Origin of the sequence: Clostridium sp. TF06-15AC, from assembly GCF_003481165.1 — a bacterium.
Lineage (GTDB): Bacteria > Bacillota > Clostridia > Lachnospirales > Lachnospiraceae > Otoolea > Otoolea fessa.
Genome location: NZ_QUKS01000001.1, coordinates 582,012 through 601,036, shown reverse-complemented (window position 1 = coordinate 601,036; position 19,025 = coordinate 582,012). Strand labels below are relative to the sequence as shown.

Genomic DNA, 19,025 nt, shown 5'->3' with positions numbered 1-19,025 from the left:
GCCGCTGTAACATTTCGCGGACATTTGGGTTTTACAATACCCTTATCAACAAAAGTGAGGAGGCGACGCAATGGAACTGACCCCGACATTGATTTTGAATCTGGCGCTGCTGATCGTCCCGCCCGTTGCCCTTGTGCTGGTGTTCCGGCAATGGCTGGCCCGGCACATCCGCTGGACGGTTGCCTTGACTGCTCTCTGTGATGTTCTCCTATTTTGGGATGAACTGTTCTACTATGAGAGCTTCGGCCTGTTCGCTGTGCTGATTCTGGTGCAGTTGGCGGCCACCGGCGCAGCAGCGTTCCGCATTTACAACAAACAAAAAAAGGATTGAATTTTATGAGCATTTTACAGACTATCGACCTGAAAAAGTATTACGGCACAGAGCCGAACATCACCCGCGCCCTTGACGGTGTGAACTTCTCCGTGGAGGACGGCGAATTTGTGGCCGTTGTGGGAACCTCCGGCAGCGGCAAGTCTACCCTGCTTCACATGATGGGCGGGCTGGACACCCCTACTTCTGGCAATGTGATTGTCCGGGACAAAGAACTGTCGAAGATGAACGACGAACAGCTTACCATCTTTCGCCGCCGCAACATCGGCTTTATCTTCCAGAACTATAACCTTGTTCCGATCCTGAATGTGTATGAGAACATCGTCCTGCCGGTGGAGCTGGACGGGGACACGGTGGATCAGAAGTTTTTGGACGAGATCGTTCACCTGCTGGGACTGGAAGATAAACTGAAAAATATGCCGAACAATCTTTCTGGCGGACAGCAGCAGCGTGTGGCTATCGCCCGGGCCTTGATCACCAAACCGGCTATTGTGCTGGCCGACGAGCCCACCGGCAACCTTGACAGCAAGACCAGCGCCGAGGTGCTGGGGCTGATCAAGCGTACCAGTGCGGAGTTCCGACAAACCGTTGTGATGATCACCCACAACAACGACATTGCCCGCCTTGCCGATCGGATCGTCCGCATTGAGGACGGTAAGATCGTGGAGTAAGGAGGTGGCAGGCTATGACATGGCCTTTTGAAAATGATACCAGCGGCATTGTAAAGCGCATATCAAACCGCAGTATATCGGCAAATCGAAAAAGAAATATCTTTATTGTTTTGACGATTGTACTTGCCAGCGCATTGCTATCTGCTATTGTACTCTATGGCTTTGGGGTTATGCAGGAAACGCAAAACCGCAACCAAAAAACAGCGCAGATTATGTATCATGCGATTTCTGAACAACAGGGACAGGAACTATACAAGCAAGAAGAAATTGCGTGGGTTGGAGAATTTTTCAACGCATTTTCTGAACAGGTAAACCATTCAACCGTGAACTTTACTTATGCAAATGCAGATATGCTAACATCCCAAAGTATGCCCTATTCGGGAGATTTACCAGCTTCGGAGAATGAAATTGTAGTGCAGGAATCCTTTTTGGATAGTTTGGGCTATTCAAATGAATTGGGACAGACAATTCAAATCCCCTTTTCTGACGGCACTACCCATGATTTCAAATTGACGGGAATCTTAGATGTGAAAACCGGCGATATTGGGCGCTATACAGCCATTATATCGAAAGAATTAGTAAGACAGCAGTATGGCGACGGAGGCATGATTGATTATTACATTGGGCTGAAAGGCGCTCAAAACATGAGCGAGGAAGAAGCCACCAACTATGCAAACACTCTGGCGCAGCAATTAAAAATTTCCGATGATAATGTGATTGTCCGTTCCACATATTTTAACTTAAAGGACGAAAATCACGGAAGCGATATGCTGTTCTATTTCTTGATCGGTTTTGTAACTTTCATTGGTTCCGGCATTGTGATCTATTCGATTTTTTATATTTCAGTAGCAAGCAGTATCCGTAACTATGGACAGCTTCGCACAATCGGAACTACAAAACGGCAGATCAAAAAGATGGTTTACCGCGAGGGGAAATTACTTGCTGCCATTGCTATCCCGATTGGTTTGGTTATTGGAAATGTGATTGGGTACTTCCTGATTCCTGCCGGTTGGTACTGGCTGACTACTTTATGTGTGACGGTCGGGGTTGGCCTTTTTGCATTTATTATTGTGATGATTGCCATTCATACTCCTGTAAAAAGAGCTGCGGCAGTATCTCCGCTGGAAGCATTGCGATATTCCGATTATCAGGGGAAAATGAAAGAAAGTTCCGTGTTGCACCGTAAAATAACGCCTGCTTCACTTGCTAAAATGAATCTGTCCAGACAAAAGGCAAAGTCCACTTTAACAATACTTTCTCTTTCACTCGGCGGAGTATTGGTTGTATTGATTTCGACAATGTTAGTTTCCTATGATGGCGTTGCAGAGGCAAGAGGCAGGGCTTTCCCTGTCGGTGAATTTAACATTCAGCTCAACGCAAATCAATCGTGGGACACTGCTGGTATTTCTTTGTCTGGATTGCAGCAAAAGAATTTTCTAAATGCCGATTTTATAAATGCAGTAGAATCTATTGATGGCGTTACAGGAATCAAGCACTGGTATTACACGGACGCAGAATATCGTGTAAATGGTAATTCTGGAAAATGGATTCAGGGCTTTTGCCGAGATGAACAGCAGAATTTGGAGAAAGAGCGAATTGCGGGAACGACTGATTATGATGAACTGGTGGCAGGCAATGGAATTGTCTTGCTTCAAGAGCGTGCCGATCTCTATGATATTGAGGCTGCGTTGGGTGATACCGTCGAAGTGGACTATAAAACCGAATCCGGCCAAATTCGCACAAAGGCCTATACCGTCATGGGCATTGTAAACGAATATTCTTACTCCGGCTTCTCAAAATGCTTTGCGCTTCCGGAGCAGTTTATGAATGAAGCGACCGGGATAGATTGCACAGGTACGATTTCCGTAATTACCGATATGAAAAAATATGATACGGTAGAAGCTGCATTAAATCAACTGATAGACGGAAATAGCGATTTGGTTATGGAAACCATAAAAGAAAGTATCACTTATTATAGCGGACTTCAACAACTTTCTTTCGGGGTATTGTTGATCGTGGCTGTTATTGTTGTGTGCTTTTCTTTAATCAACCTTGTCAATACGACAATCACAAACTTCTTATCCCGTAGGCAGGAAATTGGAATGTTACAGGCGATTGGTTTGAGTAAAAAGCAGCTTATCAAAATGCTGTGCTATGAGGGGTTAATTTATTCAGTTTTTGCTACGCTGGTAACATTGGTTTTGGGGACTGGACTGGGCTTCCTATCCGTACAGGTCGTTGTGAAAACGATGAATCCATACTTTTACTATTCATTTCCGTGGCTGATCGTATTGATATATTTAGCAATCCTGCTGATTGTGCAATTCACCTTGATTTCTTACACAACTGGAAATCTGAAAAAGCAATCTCTTGTTGAGCAAATCAGGACGATGGAATAGCCGTATGGGATCGGCGGGGCGGCGTGTGCTGCCCCGCTTTTTTCGCCATTTCTCAAAGAAATTTTTGAAATGTCCGAGCGTTGTAACAATTCAGCCTGTTTTTCTGTCGAAATCAAAGGCACCTCGGACATTTGTGTAACATTTGTAGTTTATGCTTGTGGTAAATCAATATTGGGGGTGAGGACACATGAAAAAGATACTGCTGATCGACGACAGCGACACCTATACATGGTGCCTGCAAAAATACTTACAGCACCGGGGCTACCCGGTAAAAACGGCTTGTACGCTGAAAGAAGCGCGGACTGCCATCCAAGAGGAAATGCCGCTGGTGGTCTGCTGTGATCTCGACCTGCCGGACGGTTCCGGCATGGACTTTCTGGACGAGGTGCGGGCCGCAGACAAGGAGCTGCCTTTTATTCTGGCGTCCTGTCATGACAAGGACGACTACGAACAGGAAGCTATGCGCCGGGGCGCGACGCTGTGCATGGACAAAATGAAAGGACTGCTACTACAAGATAAGCTGGTGGAATACGCCTACCGGCAGTTATCCGGCGAAAAGGCCCCGACTTTTCACAAGCTGCTCTTTGTCTATGCAGAAGATACCAGCGCCGAAGTGCTGCGGGCTGCTATGCTACAAAAGGGCTTTGACCTGATTCTGGTTTCCTCGATTTGGGAAGCCAAGCGCCGGATTTTTGAGGATAAGGAAATAGAACTGATCTTGTGCGATCTGGAACTGCCGGACGGCACAGCAATGGAGCTGTTTCATACGCTACGGCGGGTGGCGGGGATGTTCCAAATGAAGAATCCCCCTGTCCGGCTTCTGCCGTTCTTTATCCTCACCGAGAACAACGACCCTGCCACGGAATATGAATACCGGCATGAGGGCGTGAACGACTATATCACCGCCCCGGTCAATATCCCGGAGCTGATCCGGCAGGTTTTGTTCTTTGTGGAGTAATTGAAAAATTTTATGGAGGTGATGATGTGATGGGACATTAGCTGTTTTTGATATAGAAGAATCCGGCAAACAGATTGGCGAAAAGTTATTTCTGCTTCTTAACGAGGAACAAAAGAATGCTCTAATGCAATATATTTTGGAGCAAGGAGTCTGTCATGGAACAGTATTCAATTCCTGTCACACTTCTTCCACAGCAGAGAAAAATCCTCTGACAGAAATACAAGAAGGCGAGCTTTATCTATGCCTGGAACACCGTACTGTCAGGGTTCGTGAACGGATTATCAACCTGACAAGTAAGGAGTTTGATATACTGGCATTACTCATTGCCAATCCCAAACGTGTTTTTACTTACGAACTGATTACCGATTTGGTTTGGAAAGAGGATTGTGATTTCTATTCGAGAAAAGCCATTCATAATCATATAAGTAAGTTGCGTAAGAAATTGCGCTTTGAACCGGATCTTCCAAACTATATTGAGAGTGTCGCCGGAATCGGCTATAAATTTGAACATTTGTAAGCTAAAGCCACGAGATTTTCTTGTGGCTTTAATTAACATCCACTTCCAAACGCTTAATATTGAAGGTTGTATTGTTCGAGCTAAAGAACTATAATAGATTCTATGGAGGTGCGATATGGAATATATGACATTAAAAGAGGCCGCCGAAAAATGGGGTGTGACGCCTCGTAGGGTAAATTATTATTGTGCTGGTGAACGTATTTCTGGAGCAGTAAAGATGGCCGGCATTTGGCTGATTCCCAAAACTGCAGAAAAGCCGATTGATGGCCGGACAAAACAAAGAAGGTGCAGAAAGCATGAAACGATATAAAATTATGATAATTGAAGATGATCCTGTGATACAAGGAGAATTGCAAACATTATTGAATGGAAATGGATATACAACGATTGGAGTAAAGAATTTTTCTGCTGTGACAGAACAGATTCAGGATGAAAAACCACATCTGATTTTGTTGGACATTAAGTTACCCGGAGAGAATGGTTTTGCTTTATGCTCTAAAATTCGTACCTTTTCCGAGGTGCCGATCATTTTTGTAACGAGCTGTAATACAGATATGGATGAATTAAACAGCATTATGCTGGGTGGCGATGCTTTTATCACGAAGCCCTATAACACAGCAATCCTGCTTGCGAAAATCGCTTCCCTACTGAAAAAAGCCTATCCCGCACAGCAGCAGGAACAGATCGTCTATGGAGATGCGGTGCTGCATCTGGAGTCCAGCAGTCTGGACTATCATGGACATAGTGTAGAACTTACCAAAAACGAATTAAAAATTCTCTATTACCTTTTCAAGAATGGAGGGAAAATCTGTTCTCGTGGAGATATTATTGAGTATTTGTGGGACAATCAGCTATATGTGGATGACAATGCTTTGAGTGTCAATATCAACCGCATACGGGAAAAACTGGCGAGCATTGGTCTGACGGATTTTATCAAGACAAAGCACCGACAGGGGTACACGATATGAACAGCAGACGATATTGGAAAAACAGGCTACCATTTCTGCTGACGAACCTTGTTTGTATGGCTGCACTCACTGTATTTTTGTTGGTGTGCGGCAATTCGGTTTCCGCAGTAGTATTGATCCTGATTGTATGGGCATTGATTTTGCTGACGGGACTTGTCCTCACTTACTGGAAACGGAAGCGGCAGATGAAAAAACTTCTGGATATGGCGGAGCAGCTTTCCGAAAGATACCTCATTTCCGAAGTGATGGAGCTGCCGGAACAGGCCGAGGATCAGGTTTACTATCAGCTTTTGAAAATGGCTGGAAAATCCATGTTGGAACAGATTGGAGAAGTCGAGCGGGAACGCCTGGAGTACAAAGAATACATTGAGCAATGGATTCACGAAATCAAAACGCCCATTACTGCCATGAAACTCCTATGTGAAAACCACCGGACGGACTGGACAAAGGAACTTCTGCTGGAACTGGAAAAGACCAACCGCTTTACCGAACAGGCTCTTTATTACGCCCGTAGTGAGCATACAGAGAAAGATTATTCTGTCCGGGAAATGGCGCTGTCCCAAGTGGTGCATGGGGCGATTGCAGATAATAAATATCTGCTGCTCCAAAGTGGTATGCGTCTGGAAGTGGAGGAAATGCAGGACACGGTTTATTCAGATGAAAAGTGGGTGCGTTTTATCCTAAATCAACTGATCGCCAATGCGGTCAAGTATCGTATGGAACAGCCGGTTCTCCGCATTTCTACTCATAAACGGCAGGATCAGGTGGTTCTTGTCGTGGAGGATAATGGAATCGGGATTGCTGCGTCCGATCTGCCCCGTATCTTTGAAAAGGGATTTACCGGTCAGAATGGTCGTATGGTTCAGCAGTCCACGGGCATTGGTCTGTACCTATGCAAACGGCTTTGTGAAAAGCTGGGTATTGGCATTATGGCGGAGTCGTCGGAACATGGCACAGCCATTTCCCTTTCTTTTCATATTAACTGTCTGATTCATGAAGTGCAGAGCTGAGAACCGTTCTGCACTTCTTACATTTTTGTTAGAACTTTGTAAGAAAACTTGATACAAACGAAGCCGTTCTTATTCTACAATAGAGATCAGAGGTGATAACAATGAAAGAAATTTTGAAACTGGATCATATCCAAAAATATTACGGAAATGGCGGGAATGTTACAAAAGCAATTCAGGACATCAGCTTTTCCGTTCAGGAGGGAGAATTTGTAGGAATCATGGGCGCATCCGGTTCCGGCAAGACCACCTTGCTCAACTGTATTTCCACCATTGATACCGTCAGTGCGGGACATATCTATCTGGATGGAACCGATGTAACGGAAATCAATGAAAAACAGATTGCCCGGTTTCGCCGGGAAAATCTTGGCTTTGTGTTCCAGGATTTTAACCTGCTGGACACGCTGACCATTTCGGAAAACATTGCCTTGGCACTGACTATCAACAAGGTTCCCGCAGGCGAGATTGATGGGCGGGTGCGGGAAATGGCCGGAAAGCTGAATATCACGGATATTCTGGATAAATACCCCTATCAGGTGTCCGGCGGCCAGAAACAGCGGTGTGCCTGTGCCAGAGCTATTATCAACCAGCCTAAGCTGATCTTGGCGGACGAACCTACCGGCGCGTTAGACAGTCACTCGTCACAAGCCTTGCTCTCCACAATCCAGAGTATTAACGAAAGCCTTGACGCCACAATCCTGATGGTAACACACGACGCTTTTTCGGCAAGCTATGCCAATCGTATTCTCTTTTTAAGAGATGGTGCAATCTTCACGGAAATTCTCAAAGGCAGTGATTCTCGTAGGGTTTTCTTTGAAAAAATCTTGGATGTCCTTACCATGATGGGAGGAGGCGTGAATGATGTACGCTAAATTAGCACTTGAAAATGTAAAGAAATCTACAAAAGACTATTTGATATATATTGTCACTCTGACGGCGTGTATATCTATGTTTTATGCTTTCCTTTCCATTTCCAGCAATTATTATGATCCGAATATAGGAGCAGAATTTAATTTAGATATATTAGGTGACGGAATTAAATATGCGATTCTATTGATTACTGTATTGCTGATGTTCCTTATGCAGTATGTAAACCACTTTATGATACAACGGCGAAAAAGAGAATTTGCAATTCAGAGTATTATTGGAATGGAGCAATCAACGATAGCTCGACTTTTCTTTGTAGAATCACTAATAATGGGAATTTTTTCGCTTATTGTGGGGATAGGATTAGGTGGTGTGTTTTCTCAATTCATTACTGCTATGTTGCTTCAAATGTATCATAAACCATTTGAATTTTCATTTATGCTTTTTCCAGATACAATCATTTTGACGATTCTATTTTTCTGCATATGTTTTGCGACAGTTGGTTTATCTCAAGTTCGCACGATACGAAAAATAAAGATAATTGATATGCTAAATGCAGATCGAAAAAATGATATATTGGGAACCCCCCACAAATGGATATACAAACTCTTTCCAGTAAATTTTGTCCTTTATCTGCTGATTACCTTTTATAATATTAGAACCCTGTCTTACTACTTTAACGGAGAATTTGAACTGGTAATCAAAATATGGTCTGCAATCAGCATTATTGTACCAATTCTGATGTTGATTACGCATATAAGGGAAAGATTCAGAAGAAAAGAACAAAACACAGTAAAGCAGCTCTTTTTGATTGAATGTATTTGCCTGTTGGAACTGATTATTCTTTCCATATTGCCAGTTTTCAAAGTGTACCTTGCAATGCCGATGGATAAAGGTGCTTTTAATGTTTATATGGGATTTCTGTTTTGGTGTGTTGTATTTGGAGTGAGTGTATTTTTCGTTTTGTTTAGTAATTACTTGTTGGTTATCAAAGAACGCCAGAAGTATAAAGAAGAAAATCTGTTCTTTTTTGGACAACTGTTATCTAAATTAAAATCGAAAACACTTTCAATGACTTTGATTTGCCTCACACTTACATTGTCCATGGCATTATTTTTTGTAACACCACTCCTTGTTGGATGGGCACAAGGTTTTTTGGAAAAAAGAGTTCCTTTTGATATACAGATTTCTTCGGACTACATTGGTATGCAGTCTGGTTATATCGGCATACAGTCCGAAAAAGAGCTGCCTGTAACGGATTATAGTTTTCTTGATTCTTTCATTGAAAAGAATATTTCTGTTCGTGATGATTGCTCTTTTAAGACATACTTTGTAAACAAAACTGACTTTTATAACCAACTGGAGAATAGCAGGAAAAATGCCTCACCCATCACAGCGATTTCTTTGTCCGACTATAACCATCTATTAAAGATGGCAGGTTATGATGAAATTTCTTTACGGGATCATGAATTTACAACCCAGTGGCTTTCCATAACGCCCCAAGATTCAATTTCGGAGTATCTTGAAGCTCACAAATCTATTAAAACTGATGGAGGCGATTTACAGCTTGCTGATATTTCTGCACATACAGTAGACTTAGGTGAAGATTTTTATAATTTTCAAAGTGTGATATATATTGTACCAGATCACATTTGCAATAAACTGACATCAGCTAATACATTCCGGTATATGATGGCAGATAAAACAATTTCTTATGATATTGCTCAAGAATTAAAATCATACTTTGAAAATTCAAGTCTTACTGATTCGCTTGTAACTTATAACATTACCATGCGGACAATCGAGGTTAATGATAATTCTGCTATTATTTTCATTATGCAAACTGGATTGACATATAGCGCAATCATCTTGTTTGTAACCTGTTTTACTATCTTGGCTTTGCAGCAATTATCAGATTCCGGGAAATACAAATATCGTTTTCGGGTTCTAAGAAATATGGGCGTTGAAGAACCACATATACGAAAGTTGATTTTGAAACAATTAGCTGTATGGTTTGGTGTTCCGGTTATACTGGCTCTTATCTTGTCTGGCGCATTCCTTGTATTTTTGTTTGTAGGATTCCATATGCAGATTGCAGTGTATATCGGAGTACAGCGATTGGTACAGCAGCTTTTGATTGTGTTGGCTATTTTAGATGTCCTTTTAATAAGTTACTTTATTAGTACATGGGTCTTGTTTAATAAGTCTGCATCTGCCTGACCTTTTTGCATTTTACAATGACCTTATCAACAAAAGCGAGGAGGCGACGCAATGGAACTGACCCCGACATTGATTTTGAATCTGGCGCTGCTGATCGTCCCGCCCGTTGCCCTTGTGCTGGTGTTCCGGCAATGGCTGACCCGGCACATACGCTGGACGGTTGCCTTGACTTCTCTCTGTGATGTTCTCCTGTTTTGGGATGAACTGTTCTATTATGAGAGCTTCGGCCTGTTCGCTGTGCTGATTCTGGTGCAGTTGGCGGCCACTGGCGCAGCAGCGTCCCGCATTTGCTACAAACAAAGAAAAGGTTGAATAGAAAATAGGTATTATCAATCAAAAATATCATTGGAGGTAACTTATGGAAAAAGAAACAATGGGAACTGTAATTTCAGTTACAAAACAATGGTGGTTAAAAGTGAATCGTAAACCTGTCCGCGCTCATGCTATGGATGGCGCAGCCTTTCCGCATACTATCAAGGTCAAATATACGATAGACGGTAAAGATTACATCTGCCGAAAATGGATTGGTGCAGGAAACAACGTTCCTGACAAGGGAACAACGATTAAAGTTACCTATTGGGAAGATAAGCCATCGAAAGCAAGAATTGAGCTCTAATCAATAAATTTATCAAAATATGGAGGTGATGATGTGATGGGACATTAGCTGTTTTTGATATTGAAGAATCCGGCAAGAAGATTGGTGAAAAGTTATTTCTGCTTCTTAACGAGGAACAAAAGAATGCTCTAATGCAATATATTTTGGAACAAGGAGTCAGTCATGGAACAGTATTCAATTCCTGTCACACTTTCTCCGCAGCAGAGAAGAATCCTCTTACAGAAATACAAGAAGGCGAGCTTTATCTATGTCTGGAACACCGCACTGTCAGGGTTAGGGAACGGATTATCAACTTGACAAGTAAGGAGTTTGATATACTGGCATTGCTCATTGCCAATCCCAAACGTGTTTTTACTTACGAACTGATTACCGATTTGGTTTGGAAAGAGGATTGTGATTTCTATTCGAGAAAAGCGATTCATAATCATATGAGTAAGTTGCGTAAGAAATTGCGTTTTGAACCGGATCTTCCAAACTACATTGAGAGTGTCGCCGGGATCGGCTATAAATTTGAACAACTATAATATGAGCCCACAAGGTGTCGTTTCCCCTTGTGGGTTTGCTTTTTGTAGCATATATTCTAAGAGCAGAATATGTAGAAAATTGCGAATATAAAGAGTAAAAAGCGAATGCCTGCGGACTGATACAGGAAACATAACCGATATAATTTTCTCCCAAGGAGGTATCAAGCAGCCGATTCAGGCTCCTCCTTGATGGGAGGAAATGCCTATGCGTCTATGCAACACAGATCCGCAGATAAACTGCTTTACATTCAGTCACCTATACGTCGTAGTCCAGCTCGTATGGATTGCGGCGTTTTTGGTTTCGACAAAGTTTGAGCATTTTCGCTATCAACCTCCCGGAAAAATTTCATACTGCTGCTTTGGCGCGCCTGTTCTTTGTACGGGCGCGCTTTTTTGTACCCTTTTTTTAATCAGAAAAAGACTTAGACCTTATCGCTGCCGCAGCCCACCCTCTGATTTCGATTTTTGCCATCAACTCAAACATCGAAATTGGAGGAAATTACTATGAAGAAAATCAATCTTCGGGATTATTACCCGTATTATACACAGGACATGATCGTTGAGGTGCCGGATGAAGTTGCTTTGTTGCTTCGGGAATATATGTTGTTGGAAGAAGCCTATCGGATTCGTACATACCGCTATAAAGCATTTTACTCTCTGGATCGAGACGAAGGTATTGAGCGTGAGATATTGCAAAAGCCTCTTAACCCGGCAGAAATTTGGGAACAGCGCCAAATGACGGAGTTGATTTATAAAGGTCTTTCCAAACTTCCGGTAAAGCAGCGCCAACGAATCTATGCACACTTTTTTCTTGGCATGAGCAAAGCAGATATTGCCAAAGCGGAAGGAACACACAAAAGCCGGATCACCCGTTCTATCGAAGCCGGATTACGTAGTCTGGAAAAATATTTCAAAGAAATTTTATAACAGACGGCAACTTTGCCCCTAAAAATGTACTGAATAGTAGAGGGACATATTCGGCGGGACAAGCTGGACGGGTGTGGTAAGGAAGCATATACATCCTCCCACCCCAACTGCAATATCAATTTGTCTGCCATGCCCCTTGCTTGTTCCTTGACAACCGAATATACGCTGTTACAGGTACTTCATTCTGTGTTCCGAGCGGCAGATGGGGCGGCGCGGTGACAGGCGGCCTAAGGAGGTGATGGATCCAGGCTGTCCGAGCGATAAACGCAACCTACGAAACCGGCTGTGGCAGGTCGGACGCGATAACGACGCAGATCATAATGGTACTTCTTCACAGCTTCCTAAAGACTTGGGGAGAGTTCCTGCGGCGTTTGCTTGCTCTGGCAAAGCGGCGGCGTATGCGGGACTATGATGCGGTGACGCTATCCGCAGCCTGTAACAGCCCCGTCCTTATAACAGAAGGACTTGCCGGGGTGCGTGGCAAATACGGCAGTAAAATCGAAATCAGATATAATGGGCCGGATTTATGTGTGTAATAACCATAGATCCGACCTATTCATGTGGTTTTGATAACACAGTTTTCAGAAGGGAGTTGATACTATGGAATTGAATACCATTGTCAGTGAAGTGGGTACACTGGTAGACATTCGGGATGTCTCTGTCAACAAAGAACTTTCCCGTGATGAACGGATTGCAGAATTCGTTCAGCAAATCAAAAATCCATACCATTTTAAGTGTGGGCGTTTTACTGTACAGGCCAGCTTTTCTGCTGAAGGTGCTACCCTGGAAGAATGTATCAAGGGTATTTTGCGATAGGTGCAATTTTAAGAAAGGGGCTGACTTTTCCGTAAAAGCATGGTAGAATAAGAATCGGAAAAGGAATTGAATATGGCATAACCACACTTCTTGAATTGCGGGGATTTTTCTGTGCAACGAAAGGAGTGTTTTTTTATGCAGGTTTACAAAGCGATTAAGTACATCCGTCTTTCTTATACGGATGATAAAACAGTAGAAAGTGACAGCGTTGCTAACCAGCGGCGCCTGATCGATGACTACATAGCCCGACACCCGGAAATTGAGGTTGTGGCAGAAAAAATTGACGATGGTTATAGTGGTGTTTTGTTTGATCGCCCGGCATTTCAGGAAATGATGCGGATGATCGAACAAGGCGAAGCTAACTGCGTGATTGTCAAAGACCTCTCCCGCTTAGGTCGTGAGTACATAGAAACAGGCCGTTATATGCGCAGGGTATTTCCAGCCTATGGAGTGCGTTTTATCGCAATTAACGATAATGTGGACACGGAAAATGACGCTGCCGATGATCTCACGGTTTCTGTCAAAAACATTATGAATGAGGCTTACTGTCGGGATATTTCCGTTAAGACACGGAGCGCCCTGGAAGTAAAACGGCGCAGCGGGGATTTTGTAGGTGCTTTTACCATTTATGGTTATGTGAAAGTCGGCGATAAACACAAGAGCTTGGAAGTAGACGAATATGCTGCTAATGTTGTGAGGGATATTTTCAGAAAACGGCTGGAGGGATTCAGCGCTTCCCATATAGCGGATGAACTGAACCGATTAGGAATTCTTTCGCCTTTAGCGTATAAGCGCAATCACGGAATGCCTCATGCAAAAGGTGGCTATACAGACCGAAAGGATTGCAAATGGTCTGCAACTACAATCATCCGCATTTTGCAGGATGAAACTTACACCGGAACACTGGTCCAGGGCAAACAGACAACGCCCCATTTCAAATTAAAAGAGCGTGAGGACAAACCTTCTTCGGAATGGATTCGTGTGGAGGGAACCCATGAAGCGATCATACAAAAGCACGATTTTGATCTGGTGCAACGGCTCCGCAGGATTGACACAAGGACTTCTCCCAAATCGGATAAGGTTTACCTGTTTTCCGGTATTTTGATCTGCGGATGCTGTGGCTGCCGTATGACCCGCAAGACGAACCGCTATAAAGACAAAGAGTATCACTATTATTACTGCCCGACCGGCAAAAAGAATGGCTGCACATCGTCGGTCATGCTGAAAGAGTCGGATCTGATTGAATGTGTGCAGGACAGTTTGAAAGGACATATTGAAAATGTTGCTTCTCTGGATGCCCTGCTGTCCAGTATCAGTCAGGAACGGATCAACCGGGAATTGGCGCAGGAATATGCCGCACAGATCAGAGTAAATGAAAAGCGTGTGGCACAGACCGAGGGCTTTAAGGCAAAACTCTATGAAAATCTGGTGAGTGGAATTCTGACAAAGGAAGAATTTCTCTCTTATAAGCGAAAATACAATGCAGATATTGAACTGTTCCAAAAGGCAATCGCTGAATGGAACGATAAACTTACAGATGTATTGGAAAACCGAAGCGAACGAAACCGTTGGATCAACCATTTTATGAAATTTTCTACTATGGAGGGTATTGACCGTCGGGCAGTCATGCAGCTTATCCGAAGCATACGGGTAATGGGTAAAGATGAACTGCATATTGAATTTAATTACCAGGATGAGTATCAGAAAGCAATCTCTTTGGCGGAACAGATTGCTACAAAAAACGAAGAAAGGATGGTGGGCTAAATGGCAAGAAAAAGCAGAAAACAGACGGCAGCTCCCATGCCGGCACCATCTTTGTATGTACATGTGGCTCTGTATATCCGTCTTTCTGTGGAGGATAACAAAAAGCGGGGCTGCTCAGTAGAAAACCAAAAGTTGGTACTGAATGACTTTCTTTCAGATAAACCGGACTTCGTTGTGTATGATACTTATATCGACAACGGAGCAACAGGGACAAATTTTCACCGCCCTGGATTTCAGCAAATGCTATCTGATATTGAAGCAGGCCACATTAACTGTGTGATTGTTAAGGATCTTTCCCGATTAGGGCGAAATTCTATTGACACAGGTTATTATATCGAACAATATTTTCATGCGCATAATGTTCGGTTCATTGCTGTTACGGATCAGTTTGACACAGCGGATTCCGGAAATCTTCATGGCGGTATCATGCTGCCTTTGAAAAATATGATCAATGAAGCCTATGCTCTGGACATTGGGCGAAAAATCAAAGCACAGGCGCGGCAGGCTATGAAAGATGGCGACTATATTGGTGCACGGGCACCTTACGGTTACAGGAAAGACCCGGATGATTGCCATAAACTTCTGATTGATGAAAATACTGCCCCTGTAGTAAAACAGATTTTTGAATGGGCACATGAACATGTGGCACTGAACCGGATTGTCCGCAACCTAAATGAGATGGGGATTCCGGCACCGAGCCATTATAAAAAGACCACTGGCGAGATTACCAGTCCGGGACTGATCGGAAGCGGCAAATGGCAGACCCGTACAGTGATGAAAATCTTAGAAAGCGAAGTTTATACAGGCGATCTGGTGCAAGGGAAAACAAAGATTGTAGATCATCAGCAGGTCAAGGCTGGAGAAGATAATCTGATTATTGTAAAATGCACCCATGAACCGATCATCAGCCATGAGTTGTTTCATGCAGTTCAGGAATACAGAAAACAGATCTGTGAAGAAAGCAAAGCAACTCCAAAACGTCCCTACACACCAAACATTTTCAAAGGTAAAGTGTTCTGTACTGATTGTGGCAGAAGCCTTCACAGGCAACGCGCCGAGCGCCGGAAAGGACCCGACACTTACTGGTTCCACTGCCTTACAAACAGCCGGGTAGAAAAAGATAGCTGCAAAGGTGCGATGATACAGGAGAAAGAACTGATTTCTACTGTTACGGATATTCTTGAAAAAGAGCTGACAGTTGCGCTGGGAATGTCGCTGCCACTCTTTCAGTTGGAGGCAAGACAAAAACAGGAAAAAGATAAGCTGAAAATTCAGATGTCGGCCAAACGACAGGAAATTGAAAAAACACGCCGGCTGATCCGTGGCCTATATGAAAATTTTGTACAGGGTATTTTGACAAATGACGAATACTTTGAATTGAAAGCGGATTATGAACATGCTATCAATGCTCTGTCTGGTGAGATTGAAGTATTTGAAAAATCTATGGACTCCCTGGACAACCAGCTTGCCAGATACCGTGCAATGGAAAAGGATGCAAAAACACTGGCACAGGATCATGTACTGACTGCAGAACTGATTGAACGGCTCATTGAACGAATTGAGATCGACCACGAGCGGAATATTCATGTAACCTTCCGTTTCAAAAATGAATTTCAGGGAAAGGCGGTGGAACCGTGCGCAACTATGTGATTGCCCTTTATATCCGTCTTTCTGTGGAAGATTTCAAAACCGAAAGTTTGAGTATACCAAATCAAAAACTGATTCTTCGTGAAAAAGCTATGTCTCTGCCGGAATGGGATAACAGTGAGATTTTGGAATTTATTGACAATGGTCATACAGGGACAAACTTTGAGCGTCCGGCGGTGCAGGAACTTTTAACAATGGTTCAGGCTGGAAAGATCAACTGTATTATTGTAAAAGACCTTTCCCGATTTGGACGTAACAGCATTGAAACCGGCTATTTTATTGAGCGGGTATTTCCTCTTTACCACACCCGTTTTATTTCCGTCAGTGATGATTTTGACACGGCTAATTTCAAAGGTGATACCGGAGGGATTGATATTGCTTTCAAGTATCTTATTAGCGAGTGTTATAGCCGGGATATGTCCATGAAAACCAAAAGTGCAAAATACGCAAAGATGCGTCGTGGAGAATATCAGAGTGTCATCTGTCCTTACGGCTATCGCAAGAGTGCAGACGGACGTATGGAACCGGACGAGGATGTTGCCCCGAATGTGCAGATGATATTTCAATGGGCGTCTGAAGGCAACACCGCAGCCGAGATCACAAGAAGATTGTATGCTATGAATATCCCCACCCCTGGGGAATATCGCAAACTTAAAGGCAAGGACTATTACAATGTTTCCCGAACAAACGGCGTTTGGAGTACATCAACGGTCCTGCGTATTTTAGAAGATCAAAGATATATCGGTACCTATGTAATTGGCAAGAGAAAGGTAAAAGAGATTGGCAGCCGACATACACAGTTAAAGGATGAAAGTGAGTGGTTCAAAATACCGAACCATCATCCGGCTATTGTAAGTGTGGATCTATTTGAGAAAGCCAATGCTTCTATTAAGCGTTTCTCTCTGTTAAATAAAAAGCCGCGTGATTATCTGCTCCGTGGTAAGGTATTCTGTGGATGCTGCGATCATGCAATGTCTCTACGAAATGGTGCGTGGTTTTATTGCCGTCATTCCGAGGTGGCTGAAACGCTTCCTTGTCATGGTGTGCGCATAAAGATGGCAGATCTGGAGCAGGTTGTATTTGAAACAATTCGGGCTCAAATGTGTCCGGCATTGGGAATTGATAGCAATAAGGATAAATTGGATTTGCAGACAGTCCAGCAGGCCGAACATGAAGAAAAACTCCGTTCTATTCAAGACAGCAAGCGGCATCTTTATGAGCAGTATGCACTCGGAGAGATTGATTTGGAAACCTATCGAACACGAAAAGCGGTTTATGACACGGAACTGGTACAAGCCAAAAATGTTCATGCTGTCATCACTGCACAGACAAAGCAGATAAAAAGTGATTATGAGATTAAGCTGAAACAACAGGAAATTGTGCAGGAAGTCGGAAACGCCAACATGCTGACAAAAGCTCTGATTGACCGGCTTATCAACAAAGTTTACGTCTTTCCAGGAGATCGGATTGAGATTGAATATGCAACACAGGATTTCTTAGAAACTAAGGAATCCGAAAAGGAGGTATAACCGTGAACACCCATTTGAAACAGCTATGGGCAGCTATGAGGCTGCCCGAAAAACTTCAAAAAAAGTTATAAATTTTTTTGTCGTGGGCTTGACATACGGGTGCCGGAGTCCGTGCAGAGGAATAAGCGGCAGCAGGGCGCTTTCGTCTGCCTGCGTGGCGTTGTAATTGTTTATAACACGGTGTAAAATCTGGTAAGGTGTTTCAAGTCCCATCATTTTCCCATTCCAGCGGGTAAAGATATATCCACCGTCTCTCCATTGGGAGCCAATCGAAAGCCTGTAATATTCCTGTTCCTTCTTCCATTCCTGTGCAAGGGAGATAACGATCTCTGGAAGTGAGATAGTGCGGGCAGATTTTTTTGTTTTGGTACTCTTTACGATGATTTCTTTCTTTACACGGCAAACGCTTTTCACTATGCTGATAGTCGCGTTCGTAAAGTCCAGATCGTCCCATGTGAGGGCGACAAGTTCCCCGCGCCTGCATCCGGTAAAGATTGCCAGGTAAAAGAGAAATTTATATTGTGTCATGCTGCGCCGGTTCGCCCGGAGATCATCGAGGCGCTGCGCTGGTGTGTCGAGTGGTCGCGCCAGCCTACCAGATGCGGTATAATAGGCGGGATTCTCCAGGGCTTCAAGGAAGCGTTCGGCTTCCGGCTGTGAGAAGAACACGATCTTCTCATCCTCCGGTGTGTCTGGTGCTTTTATCTGTACGCGCTCCATCGGGTTCGCGGATAGAAGATTCCAGCGGATAGCCTGCGAGAGCATGGCAGACAGAACGGCAGCCTTGCGTTTGACGGTACCGCATGAAAGCGTTTCCCCGGATCCGTCTGCCTTTTTACGTTTCAACAGCGCATTCACATATTCCTGTAAATAGAGCGGCGTGAGGTTTTCCAATGTCATATACCCGAACGCGCTTATAAATTCCTTGATAGCTGATTCTGTAGATTGCAGCGTTCGCGGTGCCTGGTTCTCTTCGGCGTATTCTGCCAGATATTTGGCGGCGTATTTCTCAAACGTCATAATATGCCCGTCTGTGTACTGACCTGTTAATACCTTGCGCTCGAAATCGGCGGCAAATGCGGCAACGTCTTTTTCGATAGATGCCGCGCTTTTGGGGTTTCCCTTAGCCGTCAACAGCTCCGGCTTGTAAGTGATTTTCCGGCGGATCTTCTTGCCGATGCTGTTATATCCACAGCTCACAACGATTTGATAGGCGTTTTCGCCTGTTTTTTTAATTGATGCCATCGTTTACTCTCCTTTTTGT

General features: G+C 43.7%; 20 protein-coding genes. 19 read left to right on the top strand and 1 reads right to left on the bottom strand.

The features are described from left to right. The first annotated feature begins 70 nt into the window (after nucleotides 1–70). From DXC57_RS02655 to DXC57_RS02565, 19 genes are all read left to right on the top strand, one after another. Complete coding sequence (locus DXC57_RS02655; protein WP_004611617.1) at nucleotides 71–331, top strand: hypothetical protein; 261 nt, start codon at nucleotides 71–73, stop codon at nucleotides 329–331. 5 nt (nucleotides 332–336) lie between these two features. Continuing rightward, entirely contained in the window at nucleotides 337–1,002 is a 666-nt protein-coding gene (locus DXC57_RS02650) for an ABC transporter ATP-binding protein (RefSeq protein ID WP_002586598.1), read from the top strand. A 14-nt stretch (nucleotides 1,003–1,016) separates the two neighbouring features. Then, a complete protein-coding gene (locus DXC57_RS02645; protein WP_118651040.1) occupies nucleotides 1,017–3,401 on the top strand; it encodes an ABC transporter permease in 2,385 nt (794 codons plus the stop codon). A gap of 187 nt (nucleotides 3,402–3,588) precedes the next feature. Then, entirely contained in the window at nucleotides 3,589–4,359 is a 771-nt protein-coding gene (locus DXC57_RS02640) for a response regulator (RefSeq protein WP_055201459.1), read from the top strand. A gap of 124 nt (nucleotides 4,360–4,483) precedes the next feature. Next, nucleotides 4,484–4,876 (top strand): winged helix-turn-helix domain-containing protein, encoded by a 393-nt coding sequence (locus DXC57_RS02635; RefSeq protein WP_055158478.1) that lies wholly within the window; start codon nucleotides 4,484–4,486, stop codon nucleotides 4,874–4,876. 115 nt (nucleotides 4,877–4,991) lie between these two features. Beyond that, nucleotides 4,992–5,186 (top strand): helix-turn-helix domain-containing protein, encoded by a 195-nt coding sequence (locus DXC57_RS02630; protein WP_118651038.1) that lies wholly within the window; start codon nucleotides 4,992–4,994, stop codon nucleotides 5,184–5,186. Next, entirely contained in the window at nucleotides 5,173–5,844 is a 672-nt protein-coding gene (locus DXC57_RS02625; protein ID WP_118651037.1) for a response regulator transcription factor, read from the top strand. The genes DXC57_RS02630 and DXC57_RS02625 overlap by 14 nt, the downstream gene beginning before the upstream one ends. Further along, nucleotides 5,841–6,854 carry a sensor histidine kinase gene (locus tag DXC57_RS02620; RefSeq protein WP_118651035.1) on the top strand — a complete coding sequence of 338 codons (1,014 nt, stop codon included), beginning with the start codon at nucleotides 5,841–5,843 and terminating at the stop codon, nucleotides 6,852–6,854. Before DXC57_RS02625 ends, DXC57_RS02620 begins: the two co-directional genes overlap by 4 nt. Before the next feature lie 101 nt (nucleotides 6,855–6,955). Further along, on the top strand, nucleotides 6,956–7,723 hold the full coding sequence (locus DXC57_RS02615; protein WP_002578903.1) for an ABC transporter ATP-binding protein: 768 nt from the start codon (nucleotides 6,956–6,958) through the stop codon (nucleotides 7,721–7,723). Continuing rightward, complete coding sequence (locus DXC57_RS02610; RefSeq protein ID WP_182457187.1) at nucleotides 7,710–9,938, top strand: ABC transporter permease; 2,229 nt, start codon at nucleotides 7,710–7,712, stop codon at nucleotides 9,936–9,938. Before DXC57_RS02615 ends, DXC57_RS02610 begins: the two co-directional genes overlap by 14 nt. A 51-nt stretch (nucleotides 9,939–9,989) precedes the next feature. Next, complete coding sequence (locus DXC57_RS02605) at nucleotides 9,990–10,250, top strand: hypothetical protein (RefSeq protein WP_118651031.1); 261 nt, start codon at nucleotides 9,990–9,992, stop codon at nucleotides 10,248–10,250. Nucleotides 10,251–10,296: 46 nt separating this feature from the next. Next, nucleotides 10,297–10,554, top strand: coding sequence for a hypothetical protein (locus tag DXC57_RS02600; RefSeq protein WP_015542931.1), 258 nt, complete (start codon nucleotides 10,297–10,299; stop codon nucleotides 10,552–10,554). 131 nt (nucleotides 10,555–10,685) lie between these two features. Continuing rightward, the gene (locus DXC57_RS02595; RefSeq protein WP_117504585.1) at nucleotides 10,686–11,078 is read left to right on the top strand and encodes a winged helix-turn-helix domain-containing protein; all 393 of its coding nucleotides are present in this window, start codon (nucleotides 10,686–10,688) and stop codon (nucleotides 11,076–11,078) included. Nucleotides 11,079–11,582: 504 nt separating this feature from the next. Next, nucleotides 11,583–12,005 carry a hypothetical protein gene (locus tag DXC57_RS02590; protein ID WP_015542925.1) on the top strand — a complete coding sequence of 141 codons (423 nt, stop codon included), beginning with the start codon at nucleotides 11,583–11,585 and terminating at the stop codon, nucleotides 12,003–12,005. 238 nt (nucleotides 12,006–12,243) lie between these two features. Then, entirely contained in the window at nucleotides 12,244–12,417 is a 174-nt protein-coding gene (locus tag DXC57_RS02585) for a hypothetical protein (RefSeq protein WP_243101264.1), read from the top strand. A 188-nt stretch (nucleotides 12,418–12,605) separates the two neighbouring features. Continuing rightward, entirely contained in the window at nucleotides 12,606–12,821 is a 216-nt protein-coding gene (locus DXC57_RS02580) for a DUF6870 family protein (RefSeq protein ID WP_005361189.1), read from the top strand. 135 nt (nucleotides 12,822–12,956) lie between these two features. Next, entirely contained in the window at nucleotides 12,957–14,585 is a 1,629-nt protein-coding gene (locus DXC57_RS02575; protein WP_118651027.1) for a recombinase family protein, read from the top strand. Beyond that, nucleotides 14,586–16,235, top strand: coding sequence for a recombinase family protein (locus tag DXC57_RS02570; RefSeq protein WP_033143714.1), 1,650 nt, complete (start codon nucleotides 14,586–14,588; stop codon nucleotides 16,233–16,235). It abuts the gene before it with no gap. Further along, a complete protein-coding gene (locus DXC57_RS02565; RefSeq protein WP_118651026.1) occupies nucleotides 16,220–17,761 on the top strand; it encodes a recombinase family protein in 1,542 nt (513 codons plus the stop codon). The genes DXC57_RS02570 and DXC57_RS02565 overlap by 16 nt, the downstream gene beginning before the upstream one ends. 33 nt (nucleotides 17,762–17,794) lie before the next feature. Here the strand turns inward: DXC57_RS02565 and DXC57_RS02560 are convergent, their stop codons facing one another. Beyond that, the gene (locus DXC57_RS02560; RefSeq protein ID WP_118651024.1) at nucleotides 17,795–19,006 is read right to left on the bottom strand and encodes a tyrosine-type recombinase/integrase; all 1,212 of its coding nucleotides are present in this window, start codon (nucleotides 19,004–19,006) and stop codon (nucleotides 17,795–17,797) included. Nucleotides 19,007–19,025: the final 19 nt, after the last annotated feature.